General features: G+C 67.3%; 16 protein-coding genes. 7 read left to right on the forward strand and 9 right to left on the reverse strand.

From position 1 onward, the window contains the following. Positions 1-69 precede the first annotated feature (69 nt). From KV697_RS18155 to KV697_RS18165, 3 genes are all read right to left on the reverse strand, one after another. Positions 70-648: a hypothetical protein gene (locus KV697_RS18155; RefSeq protein WP_257575431.1), complete on the reverse strand. Its 579-nt coding sequence runs from the start codon at positions 646-648 to the stop codon at positions 70-72. Between the two features lie 109 nt (positions 649-757). Further along, on the reverse strand, positions 758-3115 hold the full coding sequence (locus tag KV697_RS18160) for a glycoside hydrolase family 31 protein (protein WP_219019374.1): 2358 nt from the start codon (positions 3113-3115) through the stop codon (positions 758-760). 154 nt (positions 3116-3269) lie between these two features. Further along, entirely contained in the window at positions 3270-5318 is a 2049-nt protein-coding gene (locus KV697_RS18165; RefSeq protein ID WP_219019375.1) for a phosphocholine-specific phospholipase C, read from the reverse strand. Positions 5319-5621: 303 nt separating this feature from the next. On the opposite strand from KV697_RS18165, the gene KV697_RS18170 reads away from it, so the two are divergent. The 7 genes from KV697_RS18170 to KV697_RS18200 all read left to right on the forward strand — a co-directional run bounded on the left by KV697_RS18170 (position 5622) and on the right by KV697_RS18200 (position 14372). Beyond that, positions 5622-6473, forward strand: coding sequence for a TorF family putative porin (locus KV697_RS18170; protein ID WP_219019376.1), 852 nt, complete (start codon positions 5622-5624; stop codon positions 6471-6473). A gap of 109 nt (positions 6474-6582) precedes the next feature. Further along, entirely contained in the window at positions 6583-6672 is a 90-nt protein-coding gene (kdpF, locus tag KV697_RS18175; RefSeq protein WP_037531783.1) for a K(+)-transporting ATPase subunit F, read from the forward strand. Positions 6673-6685: 13 nt separating this feature from the next. Further along, positions 6686-8389, forward strand: a complete 1704-nt coding sequence (gene kdpA / locus KV697_RS18180; RefSeq protein ID WP_219019377.1) for a potassium-transporting ATPase subunit KdpA — start codon at positions 6686-6688, stop codon at positions 8387-8389. 15 nt (positions 8390-8404) lie between these two features. Continuing rightward, on the forward strand, positions 8405-10441 hold the full coding sequence (kdpB, locus tag KV697_RS18185; RefSeq protein WP_219019378.1) for a potassium-transporting ATPase subunit KdpB: 2037 nt from the start codon (positions 8405-8407) through the stop codon (positions 10439-10441). Positions 10442-10453: 12 nt separating this feature from the next. Continuing rightward, positions 10454-11026, forward strand: a complete 573-nt coding sequence (kdpC, locus tag KV697_RS18190) for a potassium-transporting ATPase subunit KdpC (RefSeq protein ID WP_219019379.1) — start codon at positions 10454-10456, stop codon at positions 11024-11026. After that, positions 11023-13689 carry a sensor histidine kinase gene (locus tag KV697_RS18195; protein ID WP_219019380.1) on the forward strand — a complete coding sequence of 889 codons (2667 nt, stop codon included), beginning with the start codon at positions 11023-11025 and terminating at the stop codon, positions 13687-13689. Before kdpC ends, KV697_RS18195 begins: the two co-directional genes overlap by 4 nt. Next, positions 13689-14372 (forward strand): response regulator transcription factor, encoded by a 684-nt coding sequence (locus KV697_RS18200; RefSeq protein ID WP_219019381.1) that lies wholly within the window; start codon positions 13689-13691, stop codon positions 14370-14372. Before KV697_RS18195 ends, KV697_RS18200 begins: the two co-directional genes overlap by 1 nt. 170 nt (positions 14373-14542) lie before the next feature. Here the strand turns inward: KV697_RS18200 and map are convergent, their stop codons facing one another. The 6 genes from map to KV697_RS18230 all read right to left on the reverse strand — a co-directional run bounded on the left by map (position 14543) and on the right by KV697_RS18230 (position 20603). Beyond that, the gene (map, locus tag KV697_RS18205; RefSeq protein ID WP_219019382.1) at positions 14543-15307 is read right to left on the reverse strand and encodes a type I methionyl aminopeptidase; all 765 of its coding nucleotides are present in this window, start codon (positions 15305-15307) and stop codon (positions 14543-14545) included. Between the two features lies 1 nt (position 15308). Further along, on the reverse strand, positions 15309-15515 hold the full coding sequence (locus KV697_RS18210; protein WP_056439147.1) for a ParD-like family protein: 207 nt from the start codon (positions 15513-15515) through the stop codon (positions 15309-15311). A 43-nt stretch (positions 15516-15558) separates the two neighbouring features. Beyond that, the gene (locus KV697_RS18215; protein WP_219019383.1) at positions 15559-15918 is read right to left on the reverse strand and encodes a YbaN family protein; all 360 of its coding nucleotides are present in this window, start codon (positions 15916-15918) and stop codon (positions 15559-15561) included. A gap of 116 nt (positions 15919-16034) precedes the next feature. Further along, positions 16035-18149 (reverse strand): S9 family peptidase, encoded by a 2115-nt coding sequence (locus KV697_RS18220; protein WP_219019384.1) that lies wholly within the window; start codon positions 18147-18149, stop codon positions 16035-16037. Between the two features lie 59 nt (positions 18150-18208). After that, complete coding sequence (gene nhaA / locus KV697_RS18225; RefSeq protein ID WP_219019385.1) at positions 18209-19375, reverse strand: Na+/H+ antiporter NhaA; 1167 nt, start codon at positions 19373-19375, stop codon at positions 18209-18211. A gap of 208 nt (positions 19376-19583) precedes the next feature. Beyond that, entirely contained in the window at positions 19584-20603 is a 1020-nt protein-coding gene (locus KV697_RS18230; protein ID WP_219019386.1) for an alpha/beta fold hydrolase, read from the reverse strand. Between the last annotated feature and the right edge of the window lie 396 nt (positions 20604-20999).

Here is a 20999-nt window from a genome sequence, read left to right on the forward strand (position 1 = left end):
GACTTCGCTCAGTGCGAACGGAGTGTGGGATTGCAAGTGGTCGGGGCAATCACAGCCCCGACTACCCGATCAGTTACGCGGCAGCTTCGACCGGTCGAACCCCGGCCCCAGATCGATCAGGAACGCGGGGCCGACCTCGATCACCTGCTTGGCGCCCGCGAGCTGCACGGTGATGTTCGCCTTGCCCGCCGCATAGGCCTGGGTGGCGACGCCCGAGACATAATAGCGCTTCCAGCTTGGGCCGACCTGCACGGGCTCGGTGGCGATCGGGGTATAGGGCGGCTCAGAACCGCCTGCGCCGACGGGGATCGTCACCGGTGCCGCGTCGGTGGCACCCGGCGCGCGCAGGAAGACCATGACCAGCATCGTGTCACCGGCCGCGATCGGCTTGATCGTCGGATAGGCCGCCCCGCTGTCCCACGGATTGGCGCCCGCCTTGCTGACCTTGATCTGCACGGCGTTGCCGCCGGGCACGTCGGGAGCGGGGACCTGCTTGGCGGTCTGGTTGGGGCCATAGGGGGCCCAGCCGATGCCGGGGGCGTTGACCGCCTTGTCGAAGATGCTGGGCTGGGCCGCCGCGCTGGGCGCCGCCTGGTCGGCCGCTCCCGCTGGCAGGGCCGCGATCAGCAGGGCCACAATTCCGATCATGATCCTTCTCCTCCTCTTTTCGGCCGGTGTGTCCGGTCCGTTCGCAAAAAACGATTGTATTCGGTGGGTTAAGAAAAGCCCGGCTTCCCCTGGGAAGCCGGGCCCGATCTTACTGGCCGACGATCTTGACCAGCGGTTCGACCGACTGGCCGGTCGGCAGGCGGCCGCTGGCGGTCAGGCGGCGCGCGGTGTCGTCCCAGCGCAGCGTCGCGCTGCGCCCGCCCGTCTTGCGCCAGGCGTTGGAGGTGCCGTCATCGTCGTAGAGCGTGAAGCTGGCATCGCGGCCCGGATAGACGCGGATGCTCTCCAGGTTTTGCGCGGTCGCGGTGCTGGGCACAGCCGTGCCCATCGGCACGATCGATCCGGCGCGCACGAACAGCGGGATATGGTCGATCGGTGCGGCGGCCTCGATCCATTGGCCGCCGGTGTAGCGCTTGTCGGTCCACCAGTCATACCAGTCGGTACCAGCGGGCAGGTACACGCGGCGCGCAGTCTGCCCCTGTTCGGTGACCGGCGCGACCAGGAAGGCGGGGCCGAACATATATTCGTCGCCCAGATCCTTGACCGCCGGATCATTGGGGAAGTCCATGAACAGCGCGCGCATGAAGGGCGCACCGGTCTGGCTGGTCTGTCGTCCCAGCGCATAGAGATAGGGCATCAGCGCGTAACGCAGGCGCAGGATGTTCGCCAGGATTGGCTCGGCGGCGGTGCCATAGTCCCACAGCGCGGTGCCCGGCCGCTGGCCATGGATACGCAGCGTCGGGGTGAAGGCGTTATACTGGAACCAGCGGACGAACAGCTCCGGGTAATCGCGGTAGGACGGCGCCATGGCGGTCGCGCCCGCCGGGTCGACCAGCACCTGCGCTCGCGCCTCCGGCCCGTTGGGCCATTGCCAGCCGCCCGTATCGCTCGACCAGTATGCGATGCCGCTGGCCGTCATGCCCAAGCCTGCGGGCACCTGCCGACGCAGCGCTTCCCAGTTGGACTGCACGTCCGACGACCAGAACAGGCAGCCATTGGCCTGCGTGCCCAGATAAGCGGCGCGGCATAGGATCATGTTGCGCTTGTCCGGCCGGTCGCGCGCCGATCCTTCGGCGACGCTGGAGGTGTGAAGCAGCGGATAGACGTTGCGATAGCGATCGCCGGAGCCGATGGCATAGAAATGCCCCTCCGGCACCAGATCGGGCTCGGTCTCGTCCAGCCAGGCATAGTCGAAGCCTTGCGAAAAGATGTTGTCGCGGATCTTGCCCCAGAACCAGGCGCGTGCGTCGGGATCGGTGCTGTCGATCAGCGCGCCCGCGCGGTCGGAGCGGATCGGCAGGCCGTCGACCGGATTACCGTCCTTGTCCTTCATCAGCCAGCCCTTGGCGGCGAGCGTGTCGAAGTAGCGGCTCTCGCGCTCGAAACGCGGCCAGATGCTGATGATGCTCTGCATCCCCATCGACTTGAGATGCGCGTTCATGCCCGCCGGATCGGGAAAGGCGGTGCGGTCGATGTCCAACTGGCCCATCCGCGTCCAGTAGAACCAGTCGAGCACCATGATGTCGAGCGGCAGGCCGCGCTTGCGATAGCCATCGGCGATCTCGGTCAGCTGGCCTTGCGTCTCATAGCGCGCCTTGCTCTGGATCAGGCCGAAGGCGGCCTTGGGCGGCAGCGGCGTCGCACCGGTCAGGCGGGCGTAACCGGCATACAGCTCGTCGGTGGTGCGCCCTGCGATTACGAAGAAGGACACCCGCTCGCCGACATTGGAGGCGAACTTCGTGGCGTTCAGCAGCCCCGGCGAGACGGTCGTGGCGGACGGATTGTCCCATAGGATCGCATAGCCCTTGTCCGTCACCATGAACGGCACGCAGACCGACTCGCCGCCGGGGCGGTCATAATCGTGGCGGCAATCGATGGTCCGGCCCCGCAGGTCGAGCACGCCGTCCTGGTATTGGCCCAGCCCGTAATAATGGGTATCGGGCGTGTCGGCGAAGCTGGCCCCGACGCGGAAGGTCTTTTCGTCCGAGACGGTATGTGGCGCTTTTTCCCAGCCGTTCATGCGGGTCAGGGGCTTGCCGTCCGCCCCCGCGAAGCTGATCGAGACGGGGGGCAGTGAAGGGGCGAAATAACGCTCCATCTGGCTGGGCGGCTTGGGCCAGGGTTGTGCGGCGATCGTCACGGTCATGCCGGGTGAGGCGAAGACGTCGCCGCTGGTATCGGCGCGGTGCGACCAGCCCGTCGCGTCACTCTTCGCGATCAGGCCATAGCCGGGCTTGGCCTCCGCCTCGGCGCGGTCGGTGGCGATGGTGACGCGGACGATGCCGGGGGCATAGGGCTCGACCGAGACGAGCGCGCCGTTACGCTCGACGGTCGCGATCGGATCGGCCGACAGGGCGAGAGGGGCGACGCCCGCAAGCAGGGCGGATGCGGCGCAGGCCCACCGCCAGTGACGACCGGACACCGTGGCGCGCGCTTTGCCCCGCATGAAACATCCCCCCCAATAACGAAAATTATTTGTGTGATCGCTACCCTATCGCTGCGCTGACGGGTGGGGAAGAGGAAATGGAGCCCGATTTCGTACCCCTCCCCTGAAGGGGAGGGGCTCGGCGCAACTTGATCCAATGCTGTCTTGTTTCAGGTCAGGCGCGGAACGGATCGCTCACAGTCGCGCGGCCGGGCCGGTCATGCCGCCCCGCCAGCCGCAGGCGGTAGTGTGGATCGCCCGCGCGGGTCAGCGTCACGTCATACCAACCGAGGTCCTTGTCGAGCGACCAGCGGTGGCGGCCGGGCTTCAGCGCCATGGGTGGCGGCGCGGTCTTGCCGGGTTCGAGGCGGATGACCGACAGGTCGATCAGGCCGGGCGGGACGATCAGGGTAAGGCCGTCGTCATCGACCCCATGCTGCACCTCTGTCGTCACGTCACGCCCGGCGAAATGGCGGTGGAAGCCGTTCGGCCCGAGCACCCACAGGTCATGGATGGTGGGCCAGACATCCTCGATCCGGGTGCCCGCCGCCAGCACATAGCGGCGCGGTGCCCGCTCCAACGCGTTCCGGTCATAAACATGGAAGACCGCGCCTGCGCCCTCCGCCCGAAAGCGCAGGCGAACGCCCGCCGGATCGGCGAGACGCTGCACGTCCAGTCGATAGGGCAGGGGACGGGCGCGGCGGATGCCGGGTTCCTGGGCAGGCGCGCCGGGCGAGGCGGGGGCTTGCGGGCTGACCTGCCCCTTGATCGCGGCGGCGCGTAACGCCTGCTCGCGCGGGTCGGGCAGGCTGGGCGTCGCGGTATCGCTTCCGGCAAAGTCGAACGCGCTGGTCAGGTCGCCGCACACGGCGCGTCGCCAGGGTGCGATATTGGGTTCGTGGAAGCCGAACCGCGTCTCCAGAAAACGGATGACGCTCGTATGGTCGAAGGTTTCCGAATTGACCCAGCCGCCCCGGCTCCACGGCGACACGACATACATGGGCACGCGCGGACCCAGGCCATAGGGGCGGCCGCGATAGGCGGGCTTGTCGACATCGGCATCTCCGGTCGAGGCCACGTCATGGTAGGCCCCTGCCAGATCGACGGTCGACCCGCCCAGCGCTTTGCCATCGGGTCCGCGCGACGGCGGGGCGGGCGGGGGAACGTGATCAAAAAAGCCGTCATTCTCGTCGAACATCACGAACAGCGCGGTGCGCGCCCAGACCTTCGGATCGGCGGTCAGCGCGTCGAGCAGTTCGGCGGTATAGGCCGCGCCTTGCGCCGGACTGGAGGGGTTGGGATGCTCCGACCCGGCGGCGGTGGCGATGACATAGGACACCTGTGGCAAGCGCCCGGCCAGCACATCGGCCTTCAACGCGTCCAGCCCGCGCGTGGTCAGCGCCCGGTCCTTCAGCGCCGGATCGCCGCGCCCATGATACGCCTCGCGATAGGCGTGGAAGCCGACCAGCGGGTTGTCGGTGAAATTGTCGGCCATGTCCTGATAGATGCGCCAGTCGATGCCCGCCGCCTGCATCCGTTCCGGCACGGTGGTCCAGCGGTAGGGATCGGCCGCGCCGACATTCTCGACGAAGCTGTCATGCGAATTGCCGATCGCCGGGCCGCCCGCCTGGCCGGAAGGATCATTGGTGCCGGTCCACAGGAACAGCCGGTTGGTATTGGTCCCCGTCTGCACCGCGCAGTGATAGGCGTCGCAAATGGTGAAAGCCTCGGCCAGCGCGAACTGGAAGGGAAGGTCGGCACGGGCATAATGACCCATGGCGCGCTGATGCTTGGCTTCGGGCCAGTGCGCCATGCGGCCCTCGTCCCAGGCGGCCTGCGCGTCGGGCCAGGTGTGCGGCGTGCCCTCCATGCGCATCAGGGCGAATTCTTTGTCGGTGTCGAGGTGGAAGGGCGAGATGAAGCGGGGGCCGCCTTCGGCCTTGCGGTCCAACTGCTGCCACACGGTGCGGGGTTCGCCGTCCGACGACGCTACGGGCATGGGAAAGCGGTCGCCGAACCCGCGCACGCCGCGCATCGTGCCGAAATAATGATCGAAGCCGCGATTTTCCTGCATCAGGATGACGACATGCTCGACGTCGCGGATGGTGCCGGTCCGCCGGTCGGGTGCGATGGCGGCGGCGCGGGCGATCGCGGGGGGCAGTGCGGCGGCACCGGTCAGGGCGGCACCGGCGGAGAGGAGGGAGCGGCGGGAGAAGGTGACCATGTCCCGCCATGGCCGAGATCGTTGACGTTTTGGTGACGCCATTTCTGTTCCTCCCCTGCAAGGGGAGGTGGCAGTGCGGAGCACTGACGGAGGGGGGCTTCCTCATAGGACGTCCCTAGCGGCGATCCCCCTCCACCACCGCTGCGCGGCGGTCCCCCTCCCCATGCTGGGGAGGATCCCCCACTATACGCCGTCTATATGCGAAACCGGGGGATCGCCCTCGAATTGCTATGCCCCTCGGGCCTAATTGCTCGGCCCTGGAGGTCGCCAGGTTCACAAGGCGGCCTGTCCATAGGGGCATATATGAAGACCATCACCATTTGCGCCGCCACGGCGCTGTTCGTGCTTCCGGCCGCCGCATCGGCGCAGACCGCCGAAACCGCGCCGCCGTCGCCTGTGACCGTCAGCGGTTCGGCCGCGATCGTCTCGGACTATCGCCTGCGCGGCATCTCGCAGTCGGACGAGCATATGGCGGTGCAGGCGGGTATCACGGCGACCCATGAGAGCGGCGTCTATGTCGGCACTTGGGCGTCGAACCTGGCGGGGTGGGGCACGTTCGGTGGCGCGAACATGGAGCTGGACCTGATCGGCGGCTACAAGACCAAGATCAGCCCAACCGGCACGCTGGACGTCGGGCTGACCTGGTACATGTATCCGGGCGGCGCGAACAAGACCGACTATGCCGAGCCCTTCGCCAAGCTCTCGGGCACGACCGGCCCGGTCTCGCTGACCGCCGGTGTCGCCTATGCGCCCAAGCAGCAGGCGATCGGCAAGTGGTATAATAACGGCGCCAGCGCCGCCGCCGGTATCTATGACAATCCCGGCGCGAAGAGCGACAACCTCTATGTCTGGGGCGACGGCGCGGCGGCGATCACCGGCACGCCGTTCACCGCCAAGGCGCATATCGGCCATAGCTGGGGCATGGACGGCCTCGGCCCCAACGCCACCGCCCCGACGCCGACCGGCGATTATTGGGACTGGTCGCTGGGCGCGGACACAAGCTGGCATAACCTGACGCTGGGCCTGTCCTGGGTCGACACCAATATTTCCGACCGCAAGGCCGCCTATCTGCGGCCGAGCTTCAGCAAGGGCCAGGACGGCACCGGCAATATCGCGGGCAGCACCTTCCTCGCCACCCTCACCGCCGGTTTCTGAGGAGCATCGCACATGGACGATCTGATCTGGTTGCTGGTCATGGCGGGGCTGGTGGCGGCGACGCTCGCCTATGCCCGCCTGTGCGACCATGCGTGAGGAGGGCTGAGCCATGACCCTCGACCTCTGGTTGGCGGCGCTGACCGCGCTCGGCCTTCTCGTCTATCTGGTGGCGGTGCTGATCCGCCCCGAACGCTTCTGAAGGAGGCGGCATCATGACGCTTCAAGGATGGGCCCTGATCCTGGGCTTCGTCGCGATCCTGCTCGCGCTGACCAAGCCGGTCGGCGCGTGGCTGTTCGCGCTGTACGAGGGGCGGCGCACGCCCCTGCATGTCGTTCTCGGTCCGGTCGAGCGCGGTTTCTACAAGATGGCGGGCATCGACCCTAATGCTCAGCAGGGCTGGCGCCGCTATGCGCTGCACATGCTGATCTTCAACGTCGCGTTGATGGTCCTGACCTATATCGTGCTGCGGGTTCAATATTACCTGCCGGGCAATCCGCAGGGGCTGGCCGGGCTGACCCCGCATCTGGCGTTCAACACCGCGATCAGCTTTACGACCAACACGAACTGGCAAAGCTATGGCGGCGAGTCGACCATGTCGAACCTCAGCCAGATGCTGGGCCTGACCATCCACAATTTCCTGTCGGCGGCGACCGGCATCGCGCTCGCCTTTGCGTTGTTCCGGGGTTTCGCGGGGCGTGAGACGAAGAATCTCGGCAATTTCTGGGCCGATGTGACGCGCATCACCCTGTACCTGCTGCTGCCGATCTGCGTCGTCTACACCCTGTTCCTGATCGCGAGCGGCGTGCCGCAGACCATGGCGGGTGTCGTCAACATCGACACGCTGGAGGGCGTGCGCCAGTCGATCCTGCTCGGCCCGGTGGCCAGCCAGGAAGCGATCAAGATGCTCGGCACCAATGGCGGCGGCTTCTTCAATGCCAACAGCGCGCATCCGTTCGAGAACCCGACCGCGCTGGTCAACTTCGTCCAGATGCTGTCGATCTTCGTCATCGGTTTCGGCCTGACCTGGTGCTTCGGCAAGGCGGTCGGCAACACGCGCCAGGGCTGGGCGATCCTGTCGGCGATGATCCTGCTGTTCCTCGGCGGCGCGGCGGTCTGCTACTGGGCGGAAGCGGCGGGCAATCCCGTGCTGCACCAGCTGGGCGTCGCGGGCGGGAACATGGAGGGCAAGGAGGTCCGCTTCGGCGTCGCCGCCTCGTCGCTGTTCGCGGCCGTCACCACGGCGGCGTCGTGCGGCGCGGTCAATGCGATGCATGACAGCTTCACCGCGCTCGGCGGCATGATCCCGCTGTTCAACATGCAGCTGGGCGAGGTCGTCATCGGCGGCGTCGGCGCTGGCATCTACGGCTTCCTGTTGTTCGCCATCCTGGCCGTGTTCGTCGCAGGGCTCATGGTCGGTCGCACGCCCGAATATGTCGGCAAGAAGATCGAGAGCCGCGAGGTGAAGCTCGCCGTCCTCGCCATCGCCGTCCTGCCGCTGTTCATCCTGGGGATGACCGCCTTGTCGTGCGTCACGGGGCAGGGGCTGGCCGGGCCGCTCAACAAGGGGCCGCATGGTTTCGGCGAAATCCTCTATGCCTTCACCAGCGCGGTTGCGAACAACGGTTCGGCCTTTGCAGGCCTGACCGCCTCGACTCCCTGGTATGACGGTCTGCTGGGCGTCGCCATGTGGGTGGGCCGCTTCTTCATCATCGTGCCGATGCTCGCCATTGCCGGGAGCCTCGCCGCGAAGAAGCATGTCCCGGCCTCTGCGGGCTCCTTCCCGACCACGGGCGTGCTGTGGGTCGGTCTGCTCGTCGGCATCGTGCTGGTGCTGGGCGGTCTGACCTTCCTGCCGAGCCTCGCCCTTGGTCCCATCGCCGATCATCTCGCGATGATCCGCGGTCAACTCTTCTGATCGGGAGCGCCAGTCGTGGCCAATTCCCCTACCAAGAGCCTGTTCACCGCCGAGCTCGTGCTCCCGGCGATCAAGGCCTCGTTCGTCAAACTCAATCCCCGCGAGCTGATCCGCAACCCGGTGATGTTCGTGACCGCCGTGGTCGCCGCCCTGCTGACCGTCCTGCTCGTCGTCGGGCATGACGGGCTGACCACCGGCTTCAAGCTGCAACTGGTCGTCTGGCTGTGGCTGACCGTGTTGTTCGGCACCTTTGCCGAAGCCCTGGCCGAAGGTCGCGGCAAGGCGCAGGCGGCCTCGCTTCGCGCCGCCAAGGCCGAACTCACCGCCAAGCGGTTGAAGGGCGCTGGCCAGGAATGGGAGAATGTTCCCGCCAGTGCGCTCAAGATCGGTGACGTGGTGCTGGTCGAAACCGGCGACCTGATCCCCTCGGACGGCGAAGTCGTGGCGGGTGTGGCGAGCGTCAACGAAGCCGCGATCACCGGCGAGAGCGCGCCGGTGATCCGCGAGGCGGGCGGCGACCGTTCGGCGGTGACGGCGGGCACCCGCGTCATCTCGGATGAAATCCGCGTCAAGGTGACGGTCAATCCGGGCCAGGGTTTCCTCGACCGCATGATCGCGCTGGTCGAGGGGGCCGAACGACAGAAGACCCCAAACGAGGTGGCGCTGACCATCCTGCTCGTCGGCCTGACCATCATCTTCCTGATCGCGGTCGGCACCATTCCGGGCTTTGCATCCTTCGCGGGCGGCAGCATCCCGGTGGCGATTCTGGCGGCGTTGCTCATCACCCTGATCCCGACGACCATCGCGGCGTTGCTGTCAGCGATCGGTATCGCGGGCATGGACCGTCTGGTCCGCTTCAACGTGCTCGCCAAGTCGGGCCGTGCGGTCGAGGCGGCGGGTGACGTCGACGTGCTGCTGCTCGACAAGACGGGCACCATCACCATCGGCGACCGTCAGGCGAGCGAGTTCCGCGCCGTCGGTGGCTCGGATGCCGATGCGCTGGCCGAGGCGGCGCTGATGGCGAGTCTCGCCGACGAAACGCCTGAGGGCCGCTCGATCGTCGTGCTGGCGCGCGAGCAGTTCAAGGTGTCGATCGCCAGTCTGCCTGCCGATGCGGAGATCATCCCCTTCACGGCCCAGACCCGTATCTCCGGCGTGAAGATCGGCGATCGGCTGATCCAGAAAGGCGCGGTCGACTCGATCCTGCGCGCCCATCCGGGCGTGGGTGAGACGGCGGCGGCGACCCAGCTGCGCCGCATCACTGACGAGATCGCGCGCGCGGGCGGCACCCCGCTGGCGGTGGCGGAAAATGGCCGGTTGCTCGGTGCCATTTTCCTGAAGGACGTGGTCAAGGCGGGCATCCGCGAGCGCTTCGGCGAGCTGCGCCGCATGGGCATCCGTACGGTGATGATCACCGGCGACAACCCCCTGACCGCCGCTGCCATCGCCGCCGAGGCGGGCGTGGACGACTTCCTCGCCCAAGCCACGCCGGAGGACAAGCTGGCGCTGATCCGTCAGGAGCAGCAGGGCGGCAAGCTGGTCGCGATGTGCGGCGACGGCACCAACGATGCGCCAGCCCTGGCGCAGGCGGATGTCGGCGTCGCGATGAACACCGGCACCCAGGCGGCGCGCGAAGCGGGCAACATGGTCGACCTCGACAGCGATCCGACCAAGCTGATCGAGGTCGTCGGCCTCGGCAAGCAGTTGCTGATGACGCGCGGGGCGTTGACGACCTTCTCGGTCGCCAATGACGTGGCGAAGTATTTCGCGATCATCCCGGCGATGTTCGTGGCGCTCTATCCGGGCCTCGGCGTGCTGAACGTCATGGGTCTGGCGACGCCGCAATCGGCGATCCTGAGCGCGATCATCTTCAACGCGCTCATCATCCCGCTGCTCGTGCCGCTGGCGCTGAAGGGCGTCGCCTACAAGCCGATGGGGGCGGGGCCTCTGCTCGCCCGCAATCTCGCCGTCTATGGTCTGGGCGGCCTGATTGCGCCGTTCGTCGGCATCAAGATCATCGACCTTGTGGTCGGTGGCCTCGGCCTCGCATAAGGAAGCATTGTCATGGGTAAGGATTTCACTTCCGCCTTGCGACCTGCGATCGTCATGACGATCCTGTTCGCGGCTCTTCTGGGCATCGCCTATCCTCTGGCGATGACCGGGATCGGACAGACTATCTTCCCGCATCAGGCGAATGGCAGTTTGGTGCAGGTCGGTGGGCGGGTGATCGGCTCCGAGGTCGTGGGACAGGCGTTCGTCAGCGATCGCTATTTCCAGACGCGCCCCTCTGCGGCGGGCAAGGGCTATGACGGGCTGGCGTCGTCCGGTTCGAATTTGGGGCCGACCTCGCAAGGCTTGGCCGACCGGGTGAAGGCCGATGTCGCCAAGCGTCGTGCCGAGGGCGTGATGGGCGCGATGCCCGCCGACCTCGTCACCGCCAGCGGCTCGGGCCTCGACCCCGATCTGTCGCCCGAAGCCGCGCTGGCGCAGGCTGCCCGCATCGCCCGCGTCCGGGGTCTGGGTGTCGAGCAGGTTCGCGCGCTGGTCCTCGCGAAGACCGAGGACTCGGTGCTGGGTGACCCGCATGTCAACGTCCTTGCCCTCAATCGCGCACTGGACGCTGCTTCCAAGCGATGACGGCAGGCGAGCCGCGCCCCGACCCCGATGCCCTGCTGCGCGCCGCCGAGCGCGAGGGGCGCGGCCGCCTGAAAATCTTCCTGGGGGCAGCGCCCGGCGTCGGCAAGACGTTCGAGATGCTGTCCGAGGGCGCCGCACGACGGCGCGACGGCGTCGACGTCATCGTTGCGGTCGTAGAAACCCATGGCCGGGTCGAGACCGAGGCGCTGGTCCGCGGTCAGGAGGTGATGCCACGCCGCGCCGTGCCCTATGAAGGACGCACGCTTCATGAAATGGATTTGGATGCGGTACTCGCCCGTGCCCCCCGCCTCGCCCTGGTCGATGAACTCGCCCACACCAATGCGCCGGGCAGTCGCCATCCGAAACGCTATCAGGACGTTGAGGAGCTTCTGGCGGCGGGGATAGACGTTTATTCCACCGTCAACATCCAGCACGTCGAAAGCCTGAACGACGTCGTCGCCAGCTTCACCCGCGTCCGCGTGCGCGAGACGGTGCCCGACCGTATATTGGAGGCCGCCGAGATCGAGGTGGTCGACATCCCCCCCGACGAACTGATCGAGCGGTTGAAGGCGGGCAAGGTCTATCTGCCGCAGGAGGCGACGCGAGCGCTGTCGCATTTCTTCTCCAAGTCCAACCTGTCGGCCCTGCGCGAACTGGCGCTGCGGCGGGCGGCGCAGGCGGTCGATGCGCAGATGCTGGACCATGTCCGGTCGCTTGGCGTCGGCGGGCAATGGGCGGCGGGCGAGCGGCTGGTCGTCGCGGTGAGCGAACTGCCCGGTGCGGACGAACTGGTCCGTGCGGCAAAACGCGCGGCCGATGCCTTGCGCGCGCCGTGGACCGCCCTGTTCATCGACACGCCGCGCACCGCCACCTTGGGCGAGGCACAGCACCGGCGGCTGGCCGCGACCATGACGCTGGCGACGCAACTGGGCGCGGCGGTGGCGACCGTGCCCGCGCCCAGCGTCGTCGAGGGCATACAGGCCTTCCTGACCGACGCTCGCGCCACCCAGTTGGTCGTCGGCAAGGCCAAGCGCTCGCGCTGGTTCGAGTTGCGCCATGGCTCGGTCGTCGACCGATTGGTGCGCGAGACGCCCGGCGTCACCGTCCATGTCCTGCCGGTCGGCGAAGCGCCGGTCGAGCGCGAGCGGACTAGGCGGCGCGGGCAATGGGGCTCGCCCATCGGCTATGGGCTGACGCTGCTCGGCGTCGTGGCGGTGACGGCGCTGGCGAGCGCGCTGTTCCACATCCTCAACCTCGGCAATGTCGCTTTGCTCTATCTGTTGCCCGTCATGGCGGCGGCGAGCCTCTACGGCCTGCGCACGGGTCTGTTCGCGGGACTGGCATCGAGCCTGGCCTATAATTTCTTCTTCCTGCCCCCCGTCGGCACGCTGAGCGTCAGCAATCCGGAAAACGTCATCTCGATCTTCGTCCTGCTGGGCGTCGCCGTCGCGACCAGCCAGTTGACCTCGCGCGTGCGGGCGCAGGCCGATCTCGCGGCGAGCAGCGCACGCGACAATGCGACGCTGGCGGGATTTCTCCACCGCCTGAGTGGTCTGGCCGACCCGGCGGAGGCGTCGCGTGTCATTTGCGAAGACATCGCCAGGCTGTTCGAGGTGCAGGCGGTGTTGCTCACCCCGTCGCCCGCCGGACTGGCAGTGCAGGCGGCGACCAAGCCCGATTATCGGCTGGAGACGATGGAGATGGCCGCCGCCCACTGGGCGTTCGACACCGGTGCGCCTGCGGGCAAGGGATCGGCGACGCTGGCCGCGTCCGAATGGCTGTTCCAGCCATTGAAGGCGGGCAACCGGACGCTCGCCGTATTGGGGCTGGCGCGGGAGGCCGGGGGCGAGCCGGTGCGCGCCGACCGCCTGCCGCTATTGACCGGATTGATCGACCAGGCGGCGTTGATCCTCGAACGGCTCCGGCTGGAGGCGGAGGTGCGCGACGTCGATGCGGTGCGCACCCGAGACCGGCTCCGGGCGGCACTGTTGTCTTCGGTCAGCCATGACCTGCGCACGCCGCTGACCGCCGTCATGGCCGCCGCCGCGCAACTGCGGCAGGGCGCGACGCCCGAGCTGATTTCGACCATCGAGGGGGAGGCGTCGCGGCTCAACCGCTTCGTCGCCAATCTGCTCGACATGGCGCGGGTCGAGGCGGGGGCGCTGAAGCTGAAGATCGAGGCGATCGACCTGAGCGACGCGGTGACGGGTGCGGCACATGACGCCCGCCGCGCGCTGGAGGGGCATGCGGTGCGGCTCGACGTGCCGCCCGACTTGCCGATGGTCCGTGCCGATCCGCAGCTGCTGCACCACTGCCTGCTCAACCTGCTCGACAATGCCGGGCGCTACGGCGATCCGCGGACCGAGATCGTGATCGAGGGGCGGCACCGGCACGGCACCTTGCGCCTGTCGGTCCTCGACCATGGCCCCGGCCTGCCGCCGGGGCGCGAGGCGGAGGTGTTCGAGACCTTCCGGCGGTTGGAAGGCTCGGACCGGGTGGCGGGCGGCACCGGCCTGGGCCTCGCCATCGTTAAGGCCTTTGCCGAGGCCATGGGTCTGGGCGTAGAGGCGGGCAACCGCGAGGATGGCGAGGGCGCGGCCTTCGCGCTCTGCTTCCCGCGCGATCATATCATGCGCGATGGCGCGCCGGAGGGAATGGCCTGATGCCCGCGACGATCCTGGTGGTGGACGATGAAGTCGCGATCCGTCGCCTGCTGCGCAACACGCTGGAGCAGGCGGGGCATTTGGTGGTCGAGGCGCGCGACGGACGCGAGGCGCTGGCGCGCGCGGCGGCGGACCATCCCGACGCGGTGCTGCTCGACTTGGGGCTGCCCGACCGCGACGGGCTGAGCCTGATCCCGCTGTTGCGCGGGGCGGAGCGGGTGATCCTGGTCGTCTCGGCGCGCGAGGCGACCGAGGAAAAGGTCGCCGCGCTCGATCTGGGCGCGGATGATTATGTCACCAAGCCGTTCGACACGGACGAATTGCTGGCGCGGCTGCGCGTGGCGTTGCGGCACCGACGTGCGGCGGAAGCGGCACCAAGCGTAGTGCGGACCGCCGATCTGGCGATCGATCTCGACCGTCGCGTCGTGACGCGCGGCGGTGAGGAACAGCATCTGACGCGCAAGGAATATGACGTGCTGGCCGTACTGGCGCGCCATCCCGGCCGCGTGGTAACGCACGACAAGATCATCGACGCCGCCTGGGGCGGGGACGAGGACCCGCGCATTGATTATCTGCGCATCGTGGTGCGCAACCTGCGCCAGAAGCTGGAAGCCCCGCAGCCGGTGGGAAGCGTCATCGCGAACGAACTGGGTGTGGGGTATCGGTTGCGGGTGGAGGGGTAAGAGCGCCTTGTTCCCCGGCGAAGGCCGGGGCCCAGCTGCTATAATGCGTGAAGCGCGCGGGACGATGAGGGGGAGGCTATAGCAAGCGCTTGGTGGATGCCTCCCACGCATCGCCCCGCGCGCCATCAAACCCGCCGAAACTGGGCCCCGGCCTTCGCCGGGGAACGGATTTAACCTATTTTCTCCCCCGTCCGCAGGGTCAGCACCTCGACCCCGGTCTTCGTCACCGCAACCGTATGCTCGAACTGCGCCGACAGCTTTCCGTCATCGGTCACCACCGTCCAGCCGTCATCGCTGGTCGATACCTTGCGTGTACCCTGGTTGATCATCGGCTCGATGGTGAATGTCATGCCCTCGCGCAGAGGCGCGCCCGTGCGCGGCCGCCCGAAATGCATCACATCCGGAGCCTCGTGCATCTCGCGCCCGATGCCGTGGCCGCAATAGTCGCGGACCACCGAATAGCCGTTCGCCTTGGCATGTTTCTCGATCGCCGCGCCGACATCGCCCAGTCGCGCGCCGGGTCGCACCTGGCGGATGCCCTTCCACATCGCTTCCTGCGTCACGCGGACCAGCCGCCTTGCGCCCGGTGAGACTTCGCCGACCATGTAGGTCTTACTGGAATCCGCAATGAAGCCGTTCTTTTCCAGCGTGATGTCCAGATTGACGATATCCCCGTCCCTGATCACGTCCTCCGCGCTCGGCACGCCGTGGCAGACGACCTGGTTGATCGAGCTGTTGAGCACATAGGCAAAGCCGTACTGCCCCTTGCTCGCGGGCCGCGCGGACAGGTCGTGGGTGATATAACGCTCGACCAGATCGTTGATCGCCAGCGTCGACATGCCGGACAGGCTCACCCCGTCGAGCATCTCGAACACCTGCGCCAGCAAGCGCCCGGAGACGCGCATCAGCGCCAGTTCCTCTGCCGTCTTCACCATGTCAGGCGACCAGCGGTTGCGGCAGGGGGAAATCGGCGGCGGCCATCTGCGCCTTTACGATCTCGTGGAAGGTCAGCGTCGGATTGGCCTCGGCCAGCATGCCCATCTTCATCCAGAATTCCGCCTGCGCGTTGATCGAGCGGCACATGACCGTGCTCGCGCGGCGGATTTCTTCGTGAAGCTGGTCGTCGATTTTTACGATACCCATATATGAAGTGTATATGGTCCGTATATTGATAGCGCAAGCCGGATCAGGCGGTCGGGCGGGTCAGAACGAAGGTTGCGCAGCCCGCCATGACGGTGGCGACCAGCAGCGCCAATGGCCAGTGCGGCCGTGCCCCCAGCAGGAACAGGCCATAACCCAGCGTCATGCCCCCGCACGCCATCGCCTTTCCCCGCCGCCCGATCGCGCCGTCCTGCCGCCACGCGCGCAGGGTCGGGCCGAAGCGGGGATGGTCGAGCAACCACGCCTCCAGCCGGGGCGAGGAGCGCGCGAAACAGCCTGCCGCCAGGATCAGGAAGATCGTCGTCGGCATCAGCGGCAGGATCGCCCCGATCACGCCGAGCGCGACGAACAGGCACCCCAGGATGAGCCAGCCGAGCCGTATCATATGTGATGCGTAGCGGGGTGTGGGGGTGGGGGGAAGGGTGGTTCGAGGCGCACCCCCTCCCGCAAGCGGGAGGTGGATGGGGGGAGGGCAGGCCGCAAGGGCTGAAACCTCCAAAATTACGACCCCGCCACCCCCAGCTGCGACAGCATGAAGGCCTGCCACTCCGCATTCTGCCGTATCCGTTCGAACCGCCCGGACTTGCCGCCATGCCCGGCCTCCATGTTGACCCGGAACAACAGCGGATTGGCATCGGTCTTCTTCGCGCGCAGCCGGGCGACCCACTTCGCCGGCTCGTAATATTGCACTTGGCTGTCCCACAGGCCGGTGCCGACATAGAGCGCCGGATACGCCTTGGCCGCGACATTGTCGTAGGGCGAGTAGCTGAGCATATAGTCGTAATAGGGCTTGTTCGCCGGATTGCCCCATTCGTCATATTCGAAGGTCGTCAGCGGGATCGAGGCGTCGAGCATCGTCGTGACCACATCGACGAACGGCACCTGCGCGATGATCAGCTTGTAATCCTGCGGCGCCATGTTCGCGACGCCACCCATCAGCAGCCCGCCCGCGCTGCCGCCCATCGCGGCCACCCGGCCGGGTGCTGCATATTTCTGCGCAATCAGATAGCGGGTGACGTCGATGAAGTCGGTGAAGCTGTTCTTCTTGTTCAGCAGATGGCCGTCATCATACCAGCCGCGCCCCATTTCCTGCCCGCCGCGGATATGCGCGATGGCATAGACCACGCCCCGGTCGAGCAACCCGATCCGCCCCGCATCGACCGAGGGATCGGTCGAGATGCCGTAACTGCCATAGGCATATTGGAAGAGCGGCGCGGTGCCGTCGCGCTTCACGCCCTTGCGGTAGACGATCGACACCGGGATGCGCGTGCCGTCGCGCGCGGGTGCCCAGACCCGTTCGGTGACATAGAGCGCCGGGTCGTAGCCGGGGACCGGCGTCACCTTCAGCGTCCGGCGCTCGCCGGTGCGGGCGTTGATCTCATAGGTCGTGGTCGGCGTGACCAGCGAGCCATAGGTATAGCGGACCCAGGGCGTGTCCGGCTCTTCGTTGATCGACAGGCCCATGCGATAGGCGGGCTCGTCCGCCTTGACGGGCACGGACTTGCCCGCATCGGTCAGCAGGCGGATCATGCGGTTGCCGCCTTCGCGCTGGTCGATCGCGACGAAGCCGTTGAACGGCTTGAACGCCTCGATGAAGACGGCGTCGCTGCCGGGCACCAGGTCGCGCCAGGCGGCGGCCCCCCTGGCCATGTCGGCATCGGCCAGCGTCACCAGCTTGTAGTTCTTCGCGCCGCGATTGGTGCGGATGATCCAGCGATGACCCAGATGGTCGGCGCTATAACGGAACTCGCGCTCACGCGGCGCGATGACGGTGAAGGCGGTCGGCCGGGCGGCGGGGGCACAGCGTTGCTCGTCGCTGACCGTGCTCTGGACGCCGATACAGATATAGCTGTCGTCGGTCGTCCGGCCGACGCCGATGCTGAAGGTGTCGTCCTTCTCCTCGTACAGCATCCGGTCGGCGCTGACCGGCGTGCCCAGCACATGGGCCATCGCACGATAGCCGCGCAGCGTCGTGGGGTCCTTGGCGATGTAGAGGATGGTGCGATTGTCCGCCGCCCAGACGATGTTCGGCTCGATATTCGTGATCGTGTCTTCGTAAATGCGCCCGGTCGCGATGTCCTTGACCTTCAGCACGTATTGCCGCCGCCCGACCGTGTCCTCGGCCCAGGCGACCAGCCTGTTGTCTGGGCTGACCGCCCAATCGGACAGCGAGAAGAAATTGTGGCCCTTCGCCATGGCGGGCTGGTCGAACAAGATGGCGGCGGGCGCGGTGGCGCTGCCCTGGCGGCGTTCGATCAGCGGATAGTCGGCGCCGGTCGCGAAGCGCGACGAATACCAATATCCGTTCTTGCGGTACGGAACGCTGCTATCGTCCTGTTTGATATGGGCGACCGTCTCTGCATAGAGTTTCGCCTCCAGCGGTTTCAGCGCGGCCAGTTGCGCATCGGCATAGGCGTTCTCGGCATTGAGATAGGCGAGCATCTCCGGGTTCTTGCGGGTGTCGTCGCGCAGCCAATAATATTCGTCCTCCCGCGCGCCATTGGGCGAGGGGACCTGATGGGGTTTTTTGGCCGCGACCGGCGGCGTTGCCTGTTGCGCCGTGGCGGGCATCGCCACCGCGAGCGCCATCAATCCCGTTGCCGCCAGCCACCGCATTGCCGTCCCCCTTGTCCAGAAGTCGGCAGGATGGCGGCCCGGCCACGATCACGCAAGCGTCATCGGGCGGCCCGGCGCAGAACCCCATAACCCAGCAGCCCCGCCACCAGCGATCCCGCCAGCACCCCCAGCTTGGCCTCCGCCTGGAGCAGCGGATCGCCGGGAAAGGCGAGCAGCGTGATGAAGATGCTCATCGTAAAGCCGATGCCGCAGAGGAGCGCGGTGCCCAGCATCTGGGACGTCGTGGCATGGGCGGGTGCGTCGGCGATTCCGATGCGTACCGCCAGCATCGTCATGCCGAACACGCCGATGACCTTGCCGAGCAACAGCCCCAGCGCGACACCCAAAGTGACCGGCGCGGCAAAGGCGCTCACCGGCAATCCCAGCACCGGCACTCCGGCATTGGCCAGCCCGAAGATCGGCACGATCAGGAAACCGACGGGCTTGTGCAGCGCATGTTCCAGCCGGTGGAGCGGGCTGTCGCGCGTATCATCCTCGCCATCGGGGCGGGCCGGGGTAGGGGTCATCGGGATGGTGAAGGCCAGCAGGACGCCCGCGATGGTGGCGTGGATGCCCGACCGGATCATGAAGACCCACAGGACCAGCCCGACGAGCAGATAGGGCGACAGCCGTTTCACGCCCACCCGGTTGAACGCCGCCAGCAACGCGAGCATCGCGGCGGCCCCGCCCAGATCGACCAGCGACAGCGACGAGGAATAAAAGGCCGCGATCACCGCGACCGCGCCCAGATCGTCGATGATCGCCAGCGCCGCGAGAAAGACGCGGAGCGATGCCGGAACCCGGTCGCCGACCAGCCGGATGACGGCCAGTGCAAAGGCGATGTCGGTTGCCGCCGGGATCGCCCAGCCGGACGCGGTGTCGCCGCGATTGAAGGCGAGATAGATCAGCGCGGGCACCACCATGCCCCCCAGCGCGGCCAGCCCCGGCAGGATACGGCGCGGCCAGGTGGACAGCTGCCCGTCCAGCACCTCGCGCTTGATCTCCAGCCCGACCAGCAGGAAGAACACCGCCATCAGCCCGTCATTGATCCAATGCTCGACCGACAGCGGCCCCCAATGCCGGTGGAGCAGTCCGGCATATCCGGCGGATAGCGGCGAATTGGCAAGGACCAGCGCGACGGCGGCGGCGGCCATCAGCACCAGTCCGGCCGAGGTCTGGGAGTCAAGGAAACGACGGATCGCGCTGATGCGCGTCGGGTGGGACATGGCCATGGCTCCGGCAGGACTGATCCTCGCTGGCGGCCCGACCAACGATCATCCTGCCCGTGACTTGTCCACGAACACCCTGGGGAGCGATGTCGCATGACGCAGGGAGTGGGGCAAGATTAATCCTCCCCGGTACGGGGAGGGGGACCAGCGAAGCTGGTGGAGGGGGCGTGCCGCTAGGGGCGTCCCATGGGGAAGCCCCCCTCCGTCAGCGCTCCGCGCTGCCACCTCCCCGTTCCGGGGAGGATTGTTCGTCCTCCCCGCGCCGTGTGCAGGCGAAGCCAATCGCCGCCGCCAACAGCCCCGCCGCCGCGACCCCGGCCGCGATTTTCCAATGGCCCTGATCCTCCTCGGCATCGACGAACAGCTCGATCAGGTACCGCGTCACCGCCTCGGGATTCTCGCGCTGCGGGAAATGGCCGACGCCGGGCAGTTCGACCATCGTGAACGGCCCGCTGAACTTGCCCGGCACATCGCGCGCCGTGGAGGGCGGGTTCACCCCGTCGACCTCTCCGTGCAGGTAGAGCGTCGGCAGCGCCAGCGTCTTCGTCGCCTTTACCCGGTCGGCCAGCCAGGTGCCACGCGGGTCGGGCTGCGCCTCGTCCCAGCGGGCGCGATAGCTGTGGATCGTCACGGCAGGCCAGTCGGGATTGTCGAACGACTTTGCGACGCGGTTGAACGTCGCCTCGTCGAACCAGCCGGGCGGCGACCAGTTGAGCCAGTGGATATGGGCAAAGCCGCGCCGGTCGTCGCGCACTGCCTGCGCGCCGCGCCGGGTCGCCATGAACCAGTGATACCATTGCCGCTGCGCCTGGTCGAAGGACGGGGTCGGCATGCCCCCCAGGCGCGGCGGGGTGCTGAGCATCGCCAGCCTGCGCACCCGCTCGGGCCAGCCCACGGCCAGCGCCTCGGCGATGTTGCTGCCCCAGTCATGGCCGGCGACCATGAACCGGTCGATGCCGAGCGCATCCATCAGCGCGATCGCATCCAGCGCCAGGATCGCGCTGTCGCCGGTGCGGGGCGTGTGGTCATGGCGGAACCGCGTCGCCCCGAACCCGCGCAGGGTGGGCACGACGACGCGCAGGCCCGCCTGTGCCAGACGCGGCGCGACCCGGTCCCAGGTCGTCGCATCGTCGGGCCAGCCGTGGAGCAGCAGGACGACGGGCGCGCCTTCCGATCCGTACAGGTCGCAGGCGATGGAAAGATGGTCGGTGGTGATCGTCGGCATCGGCGGAAAGGACCCTTTGCTTGGACCGTTTCCAAACTCAGGTGATTTGGCACCGTTCCGTTCGTGTCCTGGCGACCGAGGCAATCCGGGCGGCGGGCGGGGCGGGCAGTGGCTCATGAACAACGGTCCGACGGTCTTCTATTCCTCCCCTGCAAGGGGAGGTGGCGCGCGCAGCGCGTCGGTGGGGTGTCCCGCTATCGATACGGGTGACACCCCTCCGTCAGGCCTTTGGCCTGCCACCTCCCCTTCCAGGGGAGGAAGGGGGAATCTTAAGTTCCGACAGCAAAACTTCGTCACGGGCCTTGATCGCAGGGGGCGCTATCGCGTTTTAGGACATTGGGGGTGCGCGATTGACGAATGGAATGACATGCGGTGGCGACGGCGTAACCTGGCTTC

This window comes from Sphingomonas sanguinis (genome assembly GCF_019297835.1).
Lineage (GTDB): Bacteria > Pseudomonadota > Alphaproteobacteria > Sphingomonadales > Sphingomonadaceae > Sphingomonas > Sphingomonas sanguinis_D.

What these genes read in the sequence shown, in the direction of transcription:
- kdpF (WP_037531783.1), top strand. Translation starts at nt 6,583, where the DNA reads ATGACCCTCGACCTCTGGTTGGCGGCGCTGACCGCGCTCGGCCTTCTC.
- kdpA (WP_219019377.1), top strand. Translation starts at nt 6,686, where the DNA reads ATGACGCTTCAAGGATGGGCCCTGATCCTGGGCTTCGTCGCGATCCTG.
- map (WP_219019382.1), bottom strand. Translation starts at nt 15,307, where the DNA reads ATGGTGAAGACGGCAGAGGAACTGGCGCTGATGCGCGTCTCCGGGCGC.
- KV697_RS18230 (WP_219019386.1), bottom strand. Translation starts at nt 20,603, where the DNA reads ATGCCGACGATCACCACCGACCATCTTTCCATCGCCTGCGACCTGTAC.
- KV697_RS18170 (WP_219019376.1), top strand. Translation starts at nt 5,622, where the DNA reads ATGAAGACCATCACCATTTGCGCCGCCACGGCGCTGTTCGTGCTTCCG.
- KV697_RS18195 (WP_219019380.1), top strand. Translation starts at nt 11,023, where the DNA reads ATGACGGCAGGCGAGCCGCGCCCCGACCCCGATGCCCTGCTGCGCGCC.
- KV697_RS18155 (WP_257575431.1), bottom strand. Translation starts at nt 648, where the DNA reads ATGATCGGAATTGTGGCCCTGCTGATCGCGGCCCTGCCAGCGGGAGCG.
- KV697_RS18165 (WP_219019375.1), bottom strand. Translation starts at nt 5,318, where the DNA reads ATGGTCACCTTCTCCCGCCGCTCCCTCCTCTCCGCCGGTGCCGCCCTG.
- KV697_RS18210 (WP_056439147.1), bottom strand. Translation starts at nt 15,515, where the DNA reads ATGGGTATCGTAAAAATCGACGACCAGCTTCACGAAGAAATCCGCCGC.
- nhaA (WP_219019385.1), bottom strand. Translation starts at nt 19,375, where the DNA reads ATGTCCCACCCGACGCGCATCAGCGCGATCCGTCGTTTCCTTGACTCC.
- kdpC (WP_219019379.1), top strand. Translation starts at nt 10,454, where the DNA reads ATGGGTAAGGATTTCACTTCCGCCTTGCGACCTGCGATCGTCATGACG.
- KV697_RS18160 (WP_219019374.1), bottom strand. Translation starts at nt 3,115, where the DNA reads ATGCGGGGCAAAGCGCGCGCCACGGTGTCCGGTCGTCACTGGCGGTGG.
- KV697_RS18220 (WP_219019384.1), bottom strand. Translation starts at nt 18,149, where the DNA reads ATGCGGTGGCTGGCGGCAACGGGATTGATGGCGCTCGCGGTGGCGATG.
- KV697_RS18215 (WP_219019383.1), bottom strand. Translation starts at nt 15,918, where the DNA reads ATGATACGGCTCGGCTGGCTCATCCTGGGGTGCCTGTTCGTCGCGCTC.
- KV697_RS18200 (WP_219019381.1), top strand. Translation starts at nt 13,689, where the DNA reads ATGCCCGCGACGATCCTGGTGGTGGACGATGAAGTCGCGATCCGTCGC.